General features: G+C 42.2%; 18 protein-coding genes. 12 read left to right on the top strand and 6 right to left on the bottom strand.

Annotated elements, in window-relative coordinates; translation table 11 throughout:
- The first annotated feature begins 9 nt into the window (after positions 1 to 9).
- From MHI14_RS14915 to MHI14_RS14905, 3 genes are read left to right on the top strand one after another with little or no spacing between them, the layout of a single operon-like run.
- On the top strand, positions 10 to 891 hold the full coding sequence (locus MHI14_RS14915; RefSeq protein ID WP_341130649.1) for a carbohydrate ABC transporter permease: 882 nt from the start codon (positions 10 to 12) through the stop codon (positions 889 to 891).
- 57 nt (positions 892 to 948) lie between these two features.
- Positions 949 to 2442, top strand: a complete 1494-nt coding sequence (locus MHI14_RS14910) for an ABC transporter substrate-binding protein (protein ID WP_341130648.1) — start codon at positions 949 to 951, stop codon at positions 2440 to 2442.
- 16 nt (positions 2443 to 2458) lie between these two features.
- A complete protein-coding gene (locus tag MHI14_RS14905; protein WP_341130647.1) occupies positions 2459 to 3421 on the top strand; it encodes an amidohydrolase family protein in 963 nt (320 codons plus the stop codon).
- A gap of 83 nt (positions 3422 to 3504) precedes the next feature.
- Here MHI14_RS14905 and arr read toward each other — a convergent pair whose 3' ends face one another.
- On the bottom strand, positions 3505 to 3921 hold the full coding sequence (arr, locus tag MHI14_RS14900) for an NAD(+)--rifampin ADP-ribosyltransferase (RefSeq protein ID WP_047843187.1): 417 nt from the start codon (positions 3919 to 3921) through the stop codon (positions 3505 to 3507).
- A 386-nt stretch (positions 3922 to 4307) separates the two neighbouring features.
- Between arr and MHI14_RS14895 the strand changes: the two genes are divergently transcribed.
- Genes MHI14_RS14895 through MHI14_RS14885 form a run of 3 tightly spaced genes read left to right on the top strand, consistent with a single transcriptional unit; the run spans position 4308 to position 5889 of the window.
- The gene (locus MHI14_RS14895) at positions 4308 to 4790 is read left to right on the top strand and encodes a MarR family transcriptional regulator (RefSeq protein WP_017688279.1); all 483 of its coding nucleotides are present in this window, start codon (positions 4308 to 4310) and stop codon (positions 4788 to 4790) included.
- Between the two features lie 20 nt (positions 4791 to 4810).
- Positions 4811 to 5386 (top strand): nitroreductase family protein, encoded by a 576-nt coding sequence (locus MHI14_RS14890; protein WP_341130646.1) that lies wholly within the window; start codon positions 4811 to 4813, stop codon positions 5384 to 5386.
- Between the two features lie 17 nt (positions 5387 to 5403).
- Positions 5404 to 5889, top strand: coding sequence for a hypothetical protein (locus MHI14_RS14885; protein ID WP_341130645.1), 486 nt, complete (start codon positions 5404 to 5406; stop codon positions 5887 to 5889).
- 31 nt (positions 5890 to 5920) lie between these two features.
- Here the strand turns inward: MHI14_RS14885 and MHI14_RS14880 are convergent, their stop codons facing one another.
- Positions 5921 to 6883, bottom strand: coding sequence for an NAD(P)-dependent oxidoreductase (locus tag MHI14_RS14880; RefSeq protein WP_341130644.1), 963 nt, complete (start codon positions 6881 to 6883; stop codon positions 5921 to 5923).
- A gap of 162 nt (positions 6884 to 7045) precedes the next feature.
- On the opposite strand from MHI14_RS14880, the gene MHI14_RS14875 reads away from it, so the two are divergent.
- From MHI14_RS14875 to MHI14_RS14865, 3 genes are all read left to right on the top strand, one after another.
- On the top strand, positions 7046 to 7606 hold the full coding sequence (locus MHI14_RS14875) for a helix-turn-helix domain-containing protein (RefSeq protein WP_091021004.1): 561 nt from the start codon (positions 7046 to 7048) through the stop codon (positions 7604 to 7606).
- Between the two features lie 215 nt (positions 7607 to 7821).
- Positions 7822 to 9054 (top strand): CynX/NimT family MFS transporter, encoded by a 1233-nt coding sequence (locus MHI14_RS14870; RefSeq protein WP_341130643.1) that lies wholly within the window; start codon positions 7822 to 7824, stop codon positions 9052 to 9054.
- Positions 9055 to 9059: 5 nt separating this feature from the next.
- Positions 9060 to 9491, top strand: coding sequence for a universal stress protein (locus MHI14_RS14865; protein WP_341130642.1), 432 nt, complete (start codon positions 9060 to 9062; stop codon positions 9489 to 9491).
- A 238-nt stretch (positions 9492 to 9729) separates the two neighbouring features.
- On the opposite strand, the gene MHI14_RS14860 is transcribed toward MHI14_RS14865, so the two are convergent.
- A complete protein-coding gene (locus tag MHI14_RS14860; protein ID WP_091029950.1) occupies positions 9730 to 10575 on the bottom strand; it encodes an MBL fold metallo-hydrolase in 846 nt (281 codons plus the stop codon).
- Positions 10576 to 10857: 282 nt separating this feature from the next.
- On the opposite strand from MHI14_RS14860, the gene MHI14_RS14855 reads away from it, so the two are divergent.
- Entirely contained in the window at positions 10858 to 11712 is an 855-nt protein-coding gene (locus MHI14_RS14855; RefSeq protein WP_341130641.1) for a manganese catalase family protein, read from the top strand.
- A gap of 94 nt (positions 11713 to 11806) precedes the next feature.
- Here MHI14_RS14855 and MHI14_RS14850 read toward each other — a convergent pair whose 3' ends face one another.
- Positions 11807 to 12076: a WGxxGxxG family protein gene (locus tag MHI14_RS14850; RefSeq protein ID WP_289389255.1), complete on the bottom strand. Its 270-nt coding sequence runs from the start codon at positions 12074 to 12076 to the stop codon at positions 11807 to 11809.
- Between the two features lie 148 nt (positions 12077 to 12224).
- Here MHI14_RS14850 and MHI14_RS14845 point away from each other — a divergent pair, with 148 nt between their 5' ends.
- Positions 12225 to 12743 carry a DUF3231 family protein gene (locus MHI14_RS14845; RefSeq protein ID WP_091034868.1) on the top strand — a complete coding sequence of 173 codons (519 nt, stop codon included), beginning with the start codon at positions 12225 to 12227 and terminating at the stop codon, positions 12741 to 12743.
- 428 nt (positions 12744 to 13171) lie between these two features.
- On the opposite strand, the gene MHI14_RS14840 is transcribed toward MHI14_RS14845, so the two are convergent.
- Entirely contained in the window at positions 13172 to 14206 is a 1035-nt protein-coding gene (locus MHI14_RS14840; protein ID WP_341130640.1) for a zinc-binding alcohol dehydrogenase family protein, read from the bottom strand.
- Between the two features lie 136 nt (positions 14207 to 14342).
- Here MHI14_RS14840 and MHI14_RS14835 point away from each other — a divergent pair, with 136 nt between their 5' ends.
- Positions 14343 to 14741: a winged helix-turn-helix transcriptional regulator gene (locus tag MHI14_RS14835; protein ID WP_091029941.1), complete on the top strand. Its 399-nt coding sequence runs from the start codon at positions 14343 to 14345 to the stop codon at positions 14739 to 14741.
- Positions 14742 to 14964: 223 nt separating this feature from the next.
- On the opposite strand, the gene MHI14_RS14830 is transcribed toward MHI14_RS14835, so the two are convergent.
- The gene (locus MHI14_RS14830) at positions 14965 to 15846 is read right to left on the bottom strand and encodes a LysR family transcriptional regulator (protein ID WP_341130639.1); all 882 of its coding nucleotides are present in this window, start codon (positions 15844 to 15846) and stop codon (positions 14965 to 14967) included.
- Positions 15847 to 15862 lie beyond the last annotated feature (16 nt).

Genomic DNA, 15862 nt, shown 5'->3' with positions numbered 1-15862 from the left:
GAGGACAACATGTATTCAAATAGGATATATCAAATGGCTGTTCACCTCGTGCTCATCATGATGGGAATCGCTGCAGTGTTTCCGTTTATACTTCTGATATCCGCTTCCCTAACCGAGGAACAAGCCATTATCAGGGATGGTTATCGTTTGTTACCGACTCAATTCAGCTTCGATGCTTATGTGTATCTGTTTAATCAGTATTCGTTGATTCTGCGGTCGTATGGAATTACGACGTTCATCACGGTCGTGGGCACGATCGTTGGGTTGTTGATCACAACCCTGGTCGCTTATCCGCTATCCAGAAATGTGCTTCCATTTCGTTCGTTCCTGTCATTCTTCGTATTTTTCACCCTGCTTTTCAATGGGGGGCTGGTGCCGATGTACTTGGTTTATACGGACCTCTTCCATTTGAAAGATACCATTTGGTCGCTAATCATCCCGAATTTATTGACCAACGGGTTCTACATTTTGTTGATGCGCAGTTTCTTTTCCACATCAATTCCCGGCGAAGTCGTGGAGTCAGCCTATGTGGATGGAGCCAACGAATGGATTATTTATTGCAAAATCGTTCTCCCGCTTACTCTCCCAAGCCTGGCAACCATTGGTCTGATGCTCATGATTTCGTATTGGAACGATTGGTTTAACGGTCTAATCTTCATCAATGACGGAAGCCTCTACAGCATTCAAAACCTGCTTAATCGAATGTTGTCTGATGTCCAGTACTTACAGCAAAACAGTTTGTCTGGCCAGACGGCTGTTGTCTCATCCGTACCTCTTGGCAGTGTGAGAATGGCTATTGCCGTAATCGGCGTGTTGCCACTGATCGCAGCGTATCCGTTTTTCCAGAAGTTCTTCGTCAAGGGATTGACCATTGGTGCCGTAAAAGGTTAGTCATTGCTTCGTATCCAAGATGTCTCATCCAAAAGCAAACACGGGGAGTGAATGAAGATGTTCAGAAAAAGATTACCTGCGGGTTTCATAACGGTAATGTCCTTAATTTGTGCGGCCCCTCTATTGTTGACGGCATGCGGAAATCCAGACAGTAAGGAGGGAGCAGAACCTGGGAAAGCTTCAGCAACAGATATGTATGAAGTGGTCATGACGTATCCGGCTTTTGGGGATGTAACGGATGTTAAGGAAATTCAGGAAGCCATCAGCGATATTACAGCGGAGAAGGTAGGCGCCACCGTGAAGCTCTTGCCTGTTAATGGATCGAACTATGCCAATCAAATGAACTTGATGTTGGCGGGCAGCGAGAAACTGGATCTGGTGTATACCAGCGTTTGGTTCGGCCTTGAATCCCAAATCGGCAGGGGACAGTTACTGCCCATGGACGAATCGTTGAATGAATTTGGTAAAAAGATACTGGAGGCTGTTCCGGAGGAAGCCGCAGAAGCCGGTAAGATGAATGGTGAAACATATGGCGTTCCCAGCATTAAAGCTTGGGCACTTTCCCCTAGTTTTGTGATGGACAAAGAGCTTGCCGATAAGCATGATATTGACCTTAACGCCATAAAAACCTGGAATGATATCTCTGCTGTATTGCAGCTTATCAAGGACAATGAGCCAGGTGTCACGCCGATTGTCAGCTATACCTCGCAGGAAACACCCGGACAAGCCATGCTGAATTTTGATCCATTGGGAACAGCACCTGGCGTACTGGATTTTGGCGGGGAGGACTTCACCGTGCAGAACCTTTTTGAGACTTCGCGGTTCTCCACAATGGCTGACCTGATGCGTGATTGGTATCAAAAAGGTTATTTCAGCAAAGACGTCGCAACGTCACAGGAAACGGGGTCCAATCTGATCAAGGCAGGCAAAGCCTTCTCGTATATCCGGAATATCAATGAGTGTTACTCGGAATCACTTGCGGCTGGGACTGAACTTGTATGCGTACCTCTTGAGGACTCGTATATGACGCGAAATAGCGTAGCTTCCAACATGATGTCTTTGGCAAGGAACAGTGAGCAGCCGGATAAGGCGATTCAAGTATTGGAACTGTTTTACTTGGACGAAGCAGTCATTAATCTGTTTACCAATGGAATTGAGGGCAAGCATTATGTTAAGCGGGATAATGACCTGATCGGCAAACCGGAAGGTGTCACTGCAACAGGATACGATTCAAACCAATATGCCGTGGGGAACAATTTCCTGTCCTATATATGGGAAGGGAATGATCCTGACATGTGGAAGCAGTTGAGGGGCGAAAACGAGAGTGCCGTAAAATCAAGGGCGATGGGATTCAGCTTCGACATCAATCCGGTTAAAACACAAATTACCTCGGTGGCCAACGTCCAAAACCAGTATGATGCAGGCTTTCAGACAGGAACTTTTGATCCGTCAGAACTGGGTGCTTATATCGACAAACTAAAGAATGCAGGCGTAGAGAAAATATTGACGGAGAAGCAAAACCAGTTAAACCAATGGCTTGAAAATAAATAGAAGGAGCTGATCACGCATGTTTAATCCTGTCATTGATGTTCACCACCATATCATCTCTAAAGAAATACAACGAAAACAGCGGGAGCTGGGAATGGAGATTCCAAGTTTTATGCCGAAGTGGACGCCCGAGATTGGGATGCAAAAAATGGATGTATGTGACATCTCGTTTTCATTCCTTTCAGCCCCGTCAGACCTGACGTTCATCGACCAATCTTCTGCCAACACATTGGCACGTAAAATGAATGAAGAGCTCGCATCGTATGCTCAACTTCATCCTGAGCGGTATGGTGCGTTTGCAACGCTTCCACTCCCGGATCCCGCAGCAGCCATGGAAGAAACCTTGTATGCACTAGATGTTCTCGGGATGGATGGTGTTGCAATGCTGACAAGTTATCAGGGGAAATATTTAAGCCATCCGGATTACACCGAATTGTTAACCGAATTGGATCGACGCAGTGCTGTTGTGTTTCTGCATCCCATCCTTATACCACAAAAAATCGCTGGACTTAGTCCTGCATTGCTTGAGGGCACCTTCGATACGACGCGGGCCGTCACTACGATGGCTGTTCATCGCATTTTCGACCAATATCCATCCATTCAGTTCATTCTTCCCCATACCGGGGGCATGGTTCCTTATATCAAATGGAGAATTGCGCTTGCCGCCATCGGGCAAGATTCGATTCAGGTTGAAACAACACCGGAACAATTTCAAGCTGAAATAGCCAAACTGGACCACCTTTATTATGATTCCACGTTGAACCTCGGCACAATCCAAAAGTTGATTGCGCCTGATCGGATTCTCTTCGGAGCGGACATACCTTGGCCTGCGGACAGCGTCCTTCGTATACAGCGGGAGTCGGTATTCCATGAAGCACAGCAGATCAGCGAAGAAAACGCGAAGGCGATCGCTTATGGCAATGCCTTTCGTCTATTTCCCCGCATTTCTAAGCTTTTTGATATACAGAAAAAGTTAATTTAAAGTGACAGGAAACGATAAATCAATCATTTTAAGAAAGCAGCTGATCCAATGATCGGCTGCTTTTATTCAGCTAACGAGAGGAATCAATCATATATTATATTTTTTCCTTCTTCACTTAGTTTTCTTAATGATGTAATCATGTGATTAATCTCTTCTTCAGAGTGTCTTTCCCATGAAGCTAATTCAGCTATTATTTTAAGTGGCGATTTAGATCGATATGAACGTGTTGGATTTCCAGGAAACTTTTTATCAGTTACGTTTGGATCACTTTCAAAATCTCCTAATGGTTCTACAATGTAGATTCTTTCTTTTGCATTAGATCTTGCCAATTCAGCACCCCATTTGGCAGCATTTAATGTTGCAGTAAAGTATATATGGTTAGAATTTTTCTCTTGATAATTTGATAAGAACTGTGGTTCTAATAAATCACCAATTTGCAGTTCTGCTTTTGTACCATGAAAAAAAGGACCTTGATCTATGATCACTTTTTTGTCATCCATACTGATCCACCTCTTCTTTTTTAGTTTTGTATCTAGCAGTATAGTGTAGGAATTCTAAAAAAAACAGTCTATAAAAAATAAAAAATAACGGTATAATTTAAGTAGAGAGAATGATACTGAGTCCAATAACCCAAGTTTAAGAAAGCAGCCGATCAGCGTGATCGGCTGCTTTTGTTTAACTAACGAGCAGGTTAAAAGATAATCCGTTCAAGGCAGGTCTCTGGCCTGGATTATAGAGTAATGTTGTAATGCCATAGAATATAGTTGATAAGCATTATCATTCATGTTATATTGTTCACAAGTAAACTAAATATAAGAAAATATTTAGAAAAACCCAATTATTTAAATGATATTTTTGTTTACAAGTAAATAAGGAGCGATCCAGGATGATCTCAAAAGATCGAACAAAACAATTGCTTTATGACCAATTTATCCGTTTTTTACATGTGTATGAGAACCACAAGGATACAGAAATCGAGCATTTCCTAAGTATCGCCCAGCGAGAAAGCATCGAGAAAATCCCTCAGCATTTGACCGCGGTTCATATGATAGACTGCATAGGAAAGCATGAGCCTATTAACAACACGGGTATTGCCGAGGCGATGAATTTGTCCAAAGCAAGTATCACCAAAATTGGCAACAAACTGCTGGAGGAAGGATTCGTCAAACGTACAAAAATGAACGACAACAAAAAGGAGAGCTATTTCCGGTTGTCACCGCAAGGCAAAAAAATCTTTGAACTGCATGAACGTCTGCATATACATGAGGCTGAGCGCTTCTATCGTACTCTCGACAAATATTCGGAAACGGAGCTAAAAGTAATCCATCAATTTCTTCAAGACAGCAGTATAAATATTGAATCCAGATAGAACAAAGGAGAGTGAGGCATTTGAGTCTGGCGGAATTGATCAGGGAGCGCAGGAGTATTCGTAAATGTAACTCTACGCCGGTGGACCAAGAGTTAATTGTAGAATTACTGCGTAAGGCTATAAGGCTTCAACCATTTGTCGAGTCTGGCTCGTGGCGTGTAGTATATGCCGGAACGCCAGAAGCACGCAAACGGTTGGTGGACTGCATGCTGGAACAGATGTCACAAAGCAAGCTCGGCAAGCTGATTCCAGGGAAACTTCTGGATGTTTTTAAAAAGAGATTTACCGATATTCCTGCCCACGTCATTGTTATGTCGACTGTAGGACCGAATCGTCTGACCAATGACCGTAATTATGCGGCTGCCTGCGGGGTGATGCAGAGCTTCCAACTGCTGGGCTGGGAACGAGGGTTAGGAATGTTGTGGGATACAGAGTCCATGATTCAGCATGAAGGGTTCTTCAATGGAATTGGCTTACGTGAGAATGAAAGATTTGTTGGTATTCTTCATATAGGATATTACGACAAAGCGCCAAGAAGTCGGAAAAGGACACCAGCTGAGCAGAAGTGGACCGTATTGCGAGGACAGTCTACATAGAAGAGGAGGATGTAAAAATGAAATTGTCAGATCTGGAAGGAGACATGGCCGGTCCGAGTGAGTTTTTGGAACAATCGGTATCGCAGGATCTAATCCTTGAATTGCTTAATCATGCCGTATGGGCGCCAAATGATGGCCTCCGAGAGCCGTGGCGATTCATCTTCGCCGATAACCGGTATGGGGACATCATGCAGGGATTACAGGAGCCTGCCCCTGCATATCTTCTGGTCTTGATGAAGGAAGAGGCGGATCAACATAAGCGAGAAGAGGACTTTGCGGCTGTCTGCTGCCTAATTCAGAATTTTCGCTTGCTGGCTCATGAGCAAAGTCTGGGTGTGCGCTGTACCTTGCATGACTGGATGTACGACCCGAGCCGTACTGAAATGTTTGGTGTACAGAGTAACGAGCACATTGCTGCGGTTCTGGAATTGGGATACGGTGCAAATCAGTGGAAAGGGAATACTGAGTTACCTGAGACTCAACTTCATTTTGAACTTCTGTAGGGTGGCGATCAATTTTTATTGCACCAAAACATCATAACTGATTGAGCTTGCTTTCAGGCTCCTCACCATTTTCTACACGTTTTATATTCTTTATAAAGAAATCATATCTTGTTTTATGAAATTTCCGACCATCAGGCATTCCCGCTGTATGGGGAGTAAGTATCACATTACCCAGATTCCGGAGCTCACTATCAATAGGAAGCGGTTCAGATTCAAACACATCCAGGCATGCGCCTGAAATATCCCCGTTTTTTAATGCATCAATTAAGTCTCTTTCGTTGATAATGCCGCCGCGGGCTGTATTGATAAAAAGAGAGGTGTTTTTCATTTTTTTGAATGCCGTTTTGTTGATCAGCTGTTTGGTTTGCTCATTCAAGGGTACATGTACACTGACTATATCCGATGTGCTTACAAGAGTATCGAAATCCGTCATTTTCACAAAACCGTCCGATTGTACAGTGGCATTTCTCGCATACGCCAGCACATGCATATCAAAAACCCTGCAAAACGCAGCAACTTTTTTTCCAATAGCACCCAAACCGATAATCCCAATCGTTTTGCCCTTTAATTCACTACCTGTATAGTCCAATTGATTTTCATCCATCTTGTTTTTCATGAAAGTATCAAGAAACGGTATGTTTTTATAATAAGACATTATCAGTGCCATTACGTGCTCGGCCACTGCCTGTGCATTCACCCCTGCAGCATTGGCCACCCAAATGCCGAGCTGTGTACAGGCAGGGACATCTACATTATCAAATCCTGCACCCGTCTGTACCAATTTTAATTTTTTTGCGTTAGAAAGCAGGCTGTGGTCCACTTTAATATGTTCAGGAATGATTACCTGGCAATCTTCAATATGATGCAGCATTTCTTTTCCTGGCGGAACAATTACAACGTTCCAGTCTTGCGGAAAACACCTTGCAATATTTGATTTTGAGGTTTCGCTAAAATAGCCAACGATGAGAATCTTCATTGCTAAACCACCTTTCATAAGCTACCATTCTTCGAATAAAACCGTTTGATGCTCGTCATTGTATCCTTTTAATTCAATTTTATCAAGAAAATCTCATCACGTTCTATTGAACCGGAATGGAAAAGAATCTAGATAAACAATATACTAGCTATATAGTTTTTTTGTTGAGGTGAATATCAAATGGATGAAATTGATGAGTCAAAACAAATTGTATTACAAATCGGCGGTGCATTAAAAAAGTATAGAAAAGAAAAAAATATGACCTTAGACGACTTATCAGAATTAACGGGCGTAAGCAAACTTACTCTGGGGAATATCGAACGTGGCGAGACAAATCCAACTTTAGCAATTATATGGAAAATTTCAAAAGGAATATCCTTACCGCTATTGGCTTTGTTCACATCAGAGAAACCTGTTAGTTTGTATCGAGCAGGGGAGGGACTGCGGTTTTCTAATGATGAAAAAAATTGGATCATTGAACCCGTCTTTAAAAGCAACGATATTGAAATGTGTCGGGCATACTTACAGCCTAATAGCTCATATTACCCTGAAGGTCATCATGTGAATACAACTGAAATTGCGACAGTAATGACTGGTTCCATTGAGTTACAAGTCAATGGAGAGATTTACACATTGAATCAATATGATACGATCAGTTTTCGTGCAGATTATCCTCACGCTTATACCAATCATACGAATAACGAAACAGTGCTCCATATATCCTTAAAGTATGGCTTCTAAAAGCCGAAAATCCACTTATTAAATACAACTCCGAATTCCATGACGGGAATTCAGAGTTGTATTTTTTTAATCAATTTTAGTATGTTATAAAATAATTATTGTTTATAAAAGTATATTATACTATACTTTTATTATTCGCGCGGATGTTATAGCAAAGTTTTTCAGCCAACAAGAAGCAAATATTAGACTTAAGAATCAGGAAGGAGAAATGAAGAATGCCGAATAAACAAAATAATAAATTCGTGCCATCCTCTGTAGCGCTGATCATTCTCGGCATTATTGTTATTGCAGCTAATTTACGTACTCCCTTAACCTCAGTTGGTCCTTTAGTGGGTTTTATAAGGGATGACGTTCATATTTCAAATACATTAGCAGGCCTGATCACAACGGTACCCTTGCTAGCCTTTGCTTTATTATCGCCTCTTGTACCAAAATTAGGACGGAGGTATGGGGTTGAGCGTATCATTTTGATTGCCCTAATCTTTTTGACTGTTGGTATTGTAATACGATCTTTATCTGGCGCAGTTAATCTGTTTATTGGAACAGCAGTTCTTGGATTCGCCATTGCCATATGTAATGTATTATTGCCAAGTATAATCAAAAGGGATTTCCCAAATAAAATTGGCTCCATGACAGGAGTTTACTCCATTTCGATGAATTTATGTGGAGCAATCGCATCGGGAATCAGTGTACCGCTAGCCATGAACGCAGGGCTAAAATGGCAGGGAGCATTGGGAGTATGGGGGATTCTAAGCTTTGTATCGATCCTCTGTTGGTTAGCTCAATTAAGAAATCAAACGAAACAAACAGCCAAGACAAGTCAACAAATGGTCAGTAATGATGTGAATGTATGGCGATCCCCGCTTGCCTGGCAAGTAACCTTGTTCATGGGTATACAGTCTATGGTTTTCTATGTATTGATCGCATGGTTGCCTGAAATTTTAAAGCAGCAAGGAATTGACTCCAACCAATCTGGATGGTACCTCTCGATCATGCAGTTAGCGATGCTTCCATTTACCTTTATTGTTCCTGTTATTGCTGGGCGTATGTCTAACCAACGTTTGTTAGTGGTCATCACAACCATTTTGCTTTTGACGGGGACGCTCGGACTTCTTTACGGAAGTTCTAATGTCATTCTGTTGTGGATCGTCATACTCGGAATTGGTGGAGGCTTCGCCTTTAGTTTGGCTATGATGTTTTTCGGGTTACGCACTGAAAATGCGCATCAAGCAGCGGAACTATCTGGCATGGCCCAATCGATCGGATATCTTCTTGCCGCAATCGGTCCAGCCCTTATAGGATATCTGCACGATGCAACAAATAGTTGGAACCTGCCACTTTTCATTCTACTTGGGGCTTCCGTGTTACTCTTTATAGTTGGTATCGGAGCAGCAAGTAATCGTGTTGTAGGTAGTCGAAATGGTTACGAATTGCCACGGAAAGGGTGATAACTATGTTTGACAAAATTATGGTGGCCATTGATAAATCTGAAATAACGAACAAACTCCTTGATGCAACCGTTGAAATAGCCCAAAATAAACAAGCTCAAGTTACCTTGGTTAATGTCAGCCAGGATTATGTGTCAAATGGCATGACATATGTACCAGAGAATTTTTTGGAAGACATACTGAACGAAATGGAGAAAGAGAGTTTGGAACAGTTGCATCAAGCGAAATCTAAATTAAAGTCTGCGGGGATTAACGCGGAAACTGTTCATCTTAAGGGAGATCCTGCGCATGAACTATTGAATTATGCAAAGGATACCGAGCAGCAACTTATTATTATCGGAAGCCGTGGGCTAAGGGGCATTAAAGAAATGATGCTTGGAAGTGTCAGCCACAAGGTTTCACAGCTATCAAGTTGCCCAGTCCTCATTGTACATTAACTCCTCCAGGAACTGGGGAACGTTTGTAGTATGAATCAACCAGCGGCACTCCAGGATATTAGTGTCCTACAATGCCGCTGTTTCTATATTCCTATAGTTGCTCACATGCTGACGCTAAAGATGAAAAACCATATTCTATATTAACGCAAAAAAACGGCTAACCCTAAGTAAAGCCCTTCTTATGCAACAAGAAGGGCTTTGATCGGATGTTCAACCACTATGCTCGAAGGGAACAAAATTAGTTAACATACTTTCCATAATCCGGTACGGCAATTTGGTCAAACTCATCAACCAGTTTTTTCAGGCTTGTTGTCAGCAAGTTCCCCGACATGGGTAATCCATGGCCAGTTACAGCAACCAAGGGCTTTAAATTCTCAAGTTTAACAACAGAATGCTTTGCAGCTTCCCAATCTGTTGTCAAATAGCGAGGGGGGCCACTTATCTCCAATTCCTGAGTAAATACTTTATACATATACTCCTGTTTTACAGTAGCGAAAGCATCACCTGCGATTAACGCTCCATCACTTTCCCGAAACAAAGAAATATGCCCTGGAGAATGTCCTGGCGTATGAATCCATCTAAATCCTGGCATGTGGGGTACAGTTCCGTCAGGAGGTAACGTTTGTACATGGCTTCCAAGGTTTATTGGTTCATTCGGAAACGATGGGGACATCTTCGCTACCAAACCACCTTCAACTGTAGGATCTGGTTCCGGGTAGTTTTTCACCCCTGTGAGGAAGGGGAGCTCCAACGGATGCGCATAAACCGGAATTCCCCAGTGTTTGACAAGTTCGATCACCCCTCCGACATGATCAAAGTGTCCATGGGTCAAGATTACCGCTTTGGGGCGGCTGTTTACACCGAAACGCTCCTCAATGACAGAGATTATTTCATTTGCTGACTTTGGCATTCCCGCATCTACTAAAACGAACTCGTCAGATTCCGGTTTACCCACTAGACAGATATTGACGATTTGGATAGTGTAGCAAAATAAATCAGGTAATATTTCAATCCCCACACCATTTCCTACTGAAGTTACGGGGACGAACTTGTAATCTGTACCGTAATTCAATTCTTGATTCATTACTCATCCTCCTTGATTTGTTGAATTGACTTGCTGTAGTATACCCAGAAGTTAAAAATTATCCGACTTCCACAGACTCCACAGGTTGATTTGTAAAAAACAGTCGATTGACAAGAATAGGCGCATTTTGCATTCATGTCGCTATACAAGCGGCTTATTGGAAGAAAATCAAAGGAACACTGCAAATGATAGAGTACCAACAATTGGTTAATCACACATTTACATAAAATCAAGGGTGAATTAAATACCAAAAGTTGTAATTTACTTGAATGGAGGACAACCATGTTTTTTTATCGAGAAGATCTGATCAACATGATCGTCCCGGACAAGCCCGATCCGGCTGCCGCAAAAGTGTTACAGGAAACCCTTGGCGGACAATTTGGTGAAATGCGAACTATGATGCAGTATTTTTTTCAGAGTAGTAATTTCCGTGGGAAAGAGAAGCAGTATAGAGACTTAATTCGTGGTGTATTTATGGAGGAATTAAGTCATGTTGAACTGGTACAACAAACAATAAATCAATTGCTGACCGGAGCTGGAGCCGAGGGAGTAGGAAATGCAGGCATTGATGGGGCTCCGCTGGACGAAGCTATTAAACATGCCAACCCACATCATTATATTATGGGCGCTCAAAGTTCCCTACCTGTAGATGCTGCCGGTAATCCATGGCTCGGGAACTATGTATATGATCATGGCAACTTGGTAAGCAATCTGCTTGATAACGTTGTACTGGAATCAACCGGGGTATTACAAAAAACACGAATCTATGAAATGAGTAACAACAAAGCGTTCCGTGAAACTTTGGCATTTCTAATCGTTCGTGACAACGCTCACCAAAATGCATTCGCGAAGGCGCTGGAGACATTAGGCGTAAATTGGGGCAAAGTATTTCCTGTTCCCAATTACGATATCAACAAATATCCAGAGTGTCAGAAATATGTTGACCTCGGCTTGCACAATGCCCAATTTAACTTCCGTTTGGACAATACACGAATCGCTGAAGTATTCAGCGGTCAAACACCTAGTCGTAATGGTGGTGAGCTACAAGTCACGGAACCTCCTCAGGGATTCCCACTCCCGTATATGCCGGAGCTTCCAAATGAGCATAGCCCAGGCTTACATGATTTAAATACTTAAATAAAACGTAAAAAGGTAAGAAACAAAAAAGGAACCCATAAAACCAGGGTTCCTTTTTCCATCAAAGACGTAGGGAGATCAAAAACATAACCTGTTATCGAGTGGAATGATCGGATACTCTTTTACGCATTCCCGCTAAACCTAATAATCCAAGTAGACCCAGCCATCCCCAGTCCATATCATTATCGTTATCGGTCGCATTTGCCCTTACACTGTTTGTTTGATAATTAGAACTATTGTTTTGGTAGGTGTTAATGCCTCGTCCATCTTGGGCTGCTTCATTTACACCTTGAGCAGATGCAGGAACAGCCAAGGCACCTAATAGACAAATGGATACAACAACAGTTGTTATTTTTTTCTTCATAAGAGTTCCCTCCTGTATGTGTGATTAAGTTAATTTCTCCAAAAATCAGTTCCTTATTCCATTGGTATTTTATTACTTTTGAATATGTTGTTCATGAATATGGAACTATACTTTTGGTGGGAAATAAAATAAAAAAGGAGCTGTTATGGTGGGAATATTAAGTGGTAATCCAAAAAATGAACCTATGCATTATGGTGAAATCTTCAGCGTATGGCAATGTTCAACGGTTGCAAAGGGAGCTCTTTCCTTCTACCAAGCCTTTTTGAATCACGCAGGAGATAAGGATCTGAAAAAAATACTCGAAGCACTAATTGATCAAGCTAAATTAGAAATTAAAGAGTGCGATACCCTGCTGACAGATAACGGAATTGCTTCAACACCAGTATTACCAGAAAGACCTCCAGTAAAGCTTGAAGACATTCCTGTTGGTGCAAGATTTACGGATCCGGAAATAGCAGCAAGTATTGCTTCTGATACTTCAATGGGATTAGTGGCGTGTAGTCAAGTTATGGGCCAATCCATTAGAGAGGATATTGGCGCCTTATTTGCGAAATATCACGTTACTAAAACGGCTTTAGGCCTTCGTATTCTTCAAATGAGCAAAGAAAAAGGGTGGCTTATTCCTCCCCCTCTTCAGGTGAAGAGACCAGAAGCAGTTGAGGCTTAAATCTCTACTGACTCTGACATTCAATGGGACAAGTCGTTAGATAATTTATAGTGCAGAAGTATGTATTTGTATTTGTATTTGCATTTGTATAAAGGAACCCCTCGTATACAGGTTTTGTTGTGCCCCCGCTGTGGTAAGCGGGGGCAATATAATGTTTAAGTAAGTATGATAATAATTCTTACTATAAGGTCAAAGATCATAAGAGATTACATAGAACAAATTGTCAGGTTAGAAAAGATAGTAGCTCAATTTTAGGTACGATCAACGTAGTCGGCTGTTTTTGGGCAGCAATTCGAAGGGATAAGATCTCGACGCGAGGTGAAGACATATAATCCATTTGCGAAGACTTCTTATGAGGTAAATTAGTCTCGAAAAAAAACGTTCCCACCCTTATTAGCAATTCAGCAGGGCAGGAACAAATATAGCTATTACTCGAAATTCTCAATTACAATCTTACCTGTCATACGTCCTTCTTCCAGTATCGTATGTGCTTTACGCAAATTGGCAGCATTGATGGGAGAGAGGATCTGGGCAACCGTAGTGCGTAAGCGACCTTCATCGATCATACGGGAAACTTCATTTAACAGGTTGTGTTGTTCAATCATATCCGCAGTCTGGAACAAAGGTCTGGTGAACATCAGCTCCCAAGCAAAAGTTACGCTTTTGTTTTTCAGCAAGGTCAGATCGAGCAGCTCATCCGTCTCCACAATGGAACAGATTTTCCCTTGGGGAGCAATGGCCTCGGCCATATTGACCCAATGTTTCTCCGTACTATTCAGGCAGAAAATATAATCAACATGCTCTAAACCCAGCGCTTTCAGCTGAGGGAGAAATGCTTCGTAATGATTGATGATGTGGTCAGCACCCATGTTTTTAGCCCACTCAGCCGATTTCGGTCGGGAAGCCGTGCCTATGACGGTCATACCAGCGTGTTTGGCCAGTTGTGTCGCAATGGAACCAACACCGCCCGCAGCGCCGATGATCAAAATCGTCTTGCCTTCGTTGCGCTCTGTGGCAGCAGACACGCCCAAACGATCAAATAATCCTTCCCAAGCGGTGATAGCGGTTAATGGCAGAGCTGCTGCATGCGCAAAATCCAGTGTTGCCGGTTTAAAACCGACGATTCTCTCATCGACGAGATGAAGTTCGCTGTTCCCCCCAGGACGGGCAATGCTACCGGCATAATACACTTCATCGCCGGGTTTGAACAGCGAAGATTCCGGTCCAACTTGTTCGACGACACCTGCAACGTCCCAACCGAGAACCTTTGGCGTGTTTTCGGTCCGATCTTTGGGAGCGCGCACTTTGACGTCGACGGGATTGACTGAAATGGCTTTGACTCGGATCAGCAAGTCTCTCCCTGTAGGTTCAGGTATATCCATCATAACGTCCAGCAAGCTCTCAGGTTGATTAATGGGTAAATACTTCAGCAAGCCGATGGCTTTCATTTGTCGGTTTGACATTGTCGATTCCTCCTTGAATGTACATCACTTATTGCTTTCTGGTTGTAATATAACGTATATTAACAATCATGAATAGTACGCACAATAGTGTGATGTAGTATCAATTTGTATACTGTTAAATAAGGAGGATAAATACATGCGTGACCGCAAATCGGGATATGGCCAATGCCCGAATGAAGAAGGTTGTCCCGTCGAGTATACGTTGGATGTCATTGGCGGCAAGTGGAAGGGTCTACTTCTGTATCATATGATCGAAGGTCCCGTACGATTTAATGAGTTTCGCAGAATATGTCCGACCATTACGCAGAGGATGCTGACTCTACAGCTTCGAGAGCTTGAAGAAGACGGGATCGTGCACCGTGAAGTGTACCCGCAAGTTCCTCCCAAAGTGGAATATTCGCTATCGGAATTCGGACGCACATTAGTGCCGATCATTATGGAAATGAAAATCTGGGGAGAAAAACACAAAAATTTATCAAGTGCTGCTTCTAGACAGACAGAAAACGTGGTTGAATCCATGATGGATTCAATGTGAAGTAACAGTAGAGTATTTCTTATAGTCTTTAATTAGTTAACTGCAATCTGTAACTCTCATTTAACTAACGGAAAACGATATCCTAATCAAAATAACAAGCAGCCAATCATTTAAGATTGGTTGCTTTTGTTTTAAATAACGGGCAGTATAGTTTAATTGGCGCAATACACAGCCGGTTTAGCGACTTTTTTCGATACAAGTTGTGAAAAAAACTTGGTTAAGATTAGTGAAGTTTTTCGGAGAGATTATTATTCACTTCGACTAAAAAAGCAGATAATGCCGGTGTAGTTAAGGTGTCTTTACGCTTTACAAACATGGTTGTTACAGAAGAAAGCTTAGCGGGAAGTGGATGACTGATTACCTTTCCTCGATCCTCATAATCGGCAATTATTGAGTATGGGAGTAAAGTAATCCCTAACCCTGCACTTACACAAGCAAGAATTGTTTCAAGAGTTCCGAATTCCATTAGTTTGGCGGGTAGTAAACCTTCATCTTGTAAAACAGAATTAAGCTTGGCACGATATGTACATCCTTTAGGAAATACCAACATGGTATGATTTTGTAATTCATGGATAGAATCAACCCAAGGATGTGAAGGGGACGTTACGAGTACAAGTGTCTCTTCAAAAACTTTTTCCTGTGATAAATCAGGATGTTGGATAGGTCCAGAGACAAATGCTCCGTGAAGTTCATAATGAAGAACTGCCTGAAGCAGCTTTTCCGTTGGTCCGGTAATAAGAGAAAAGTCTACAGCAGGATATTTTAAATGATATTTAGCAATAACTGTGGGTAACCGAACTGCTGCTGTGGTTTCCATAGAACCAATGGTAAGAGGGCCGGAAGGAATAGAAGCATTTCCGACTGCCGCTCTTGCTTCATCCATCATGTTTAAAATCTTTTCGGTATAAGATACCAAAACTTCTCCAGAAGGAGTAAGGGTAATTCCTTTTTTATGGCGATAAAACAATGTTGTCTGAAGCTCAGCTTCCAATTGCTGTACCTTGTTTGTGACATTGGACTGAGCATAGTTTAACTTTTTGGCAGTTTTAGAAATGCTGCCTTCACGAGCTGCTTGAATAAAAATCTCTAACAAATGAATGTCCATAAAGCCTCCACTAAAA

Source organism: Paenibacillus sp. FSL K6-2393 (genome assembly GCF_038002545.1).
GTDB lineage: Bacteria > Bacillota > Bacilli > Paenibacillales > Paenibacillaceae > Paenibacillus.
This window is presented reverse-complemented; position numbering and strand designations above follow the sequence as displayed.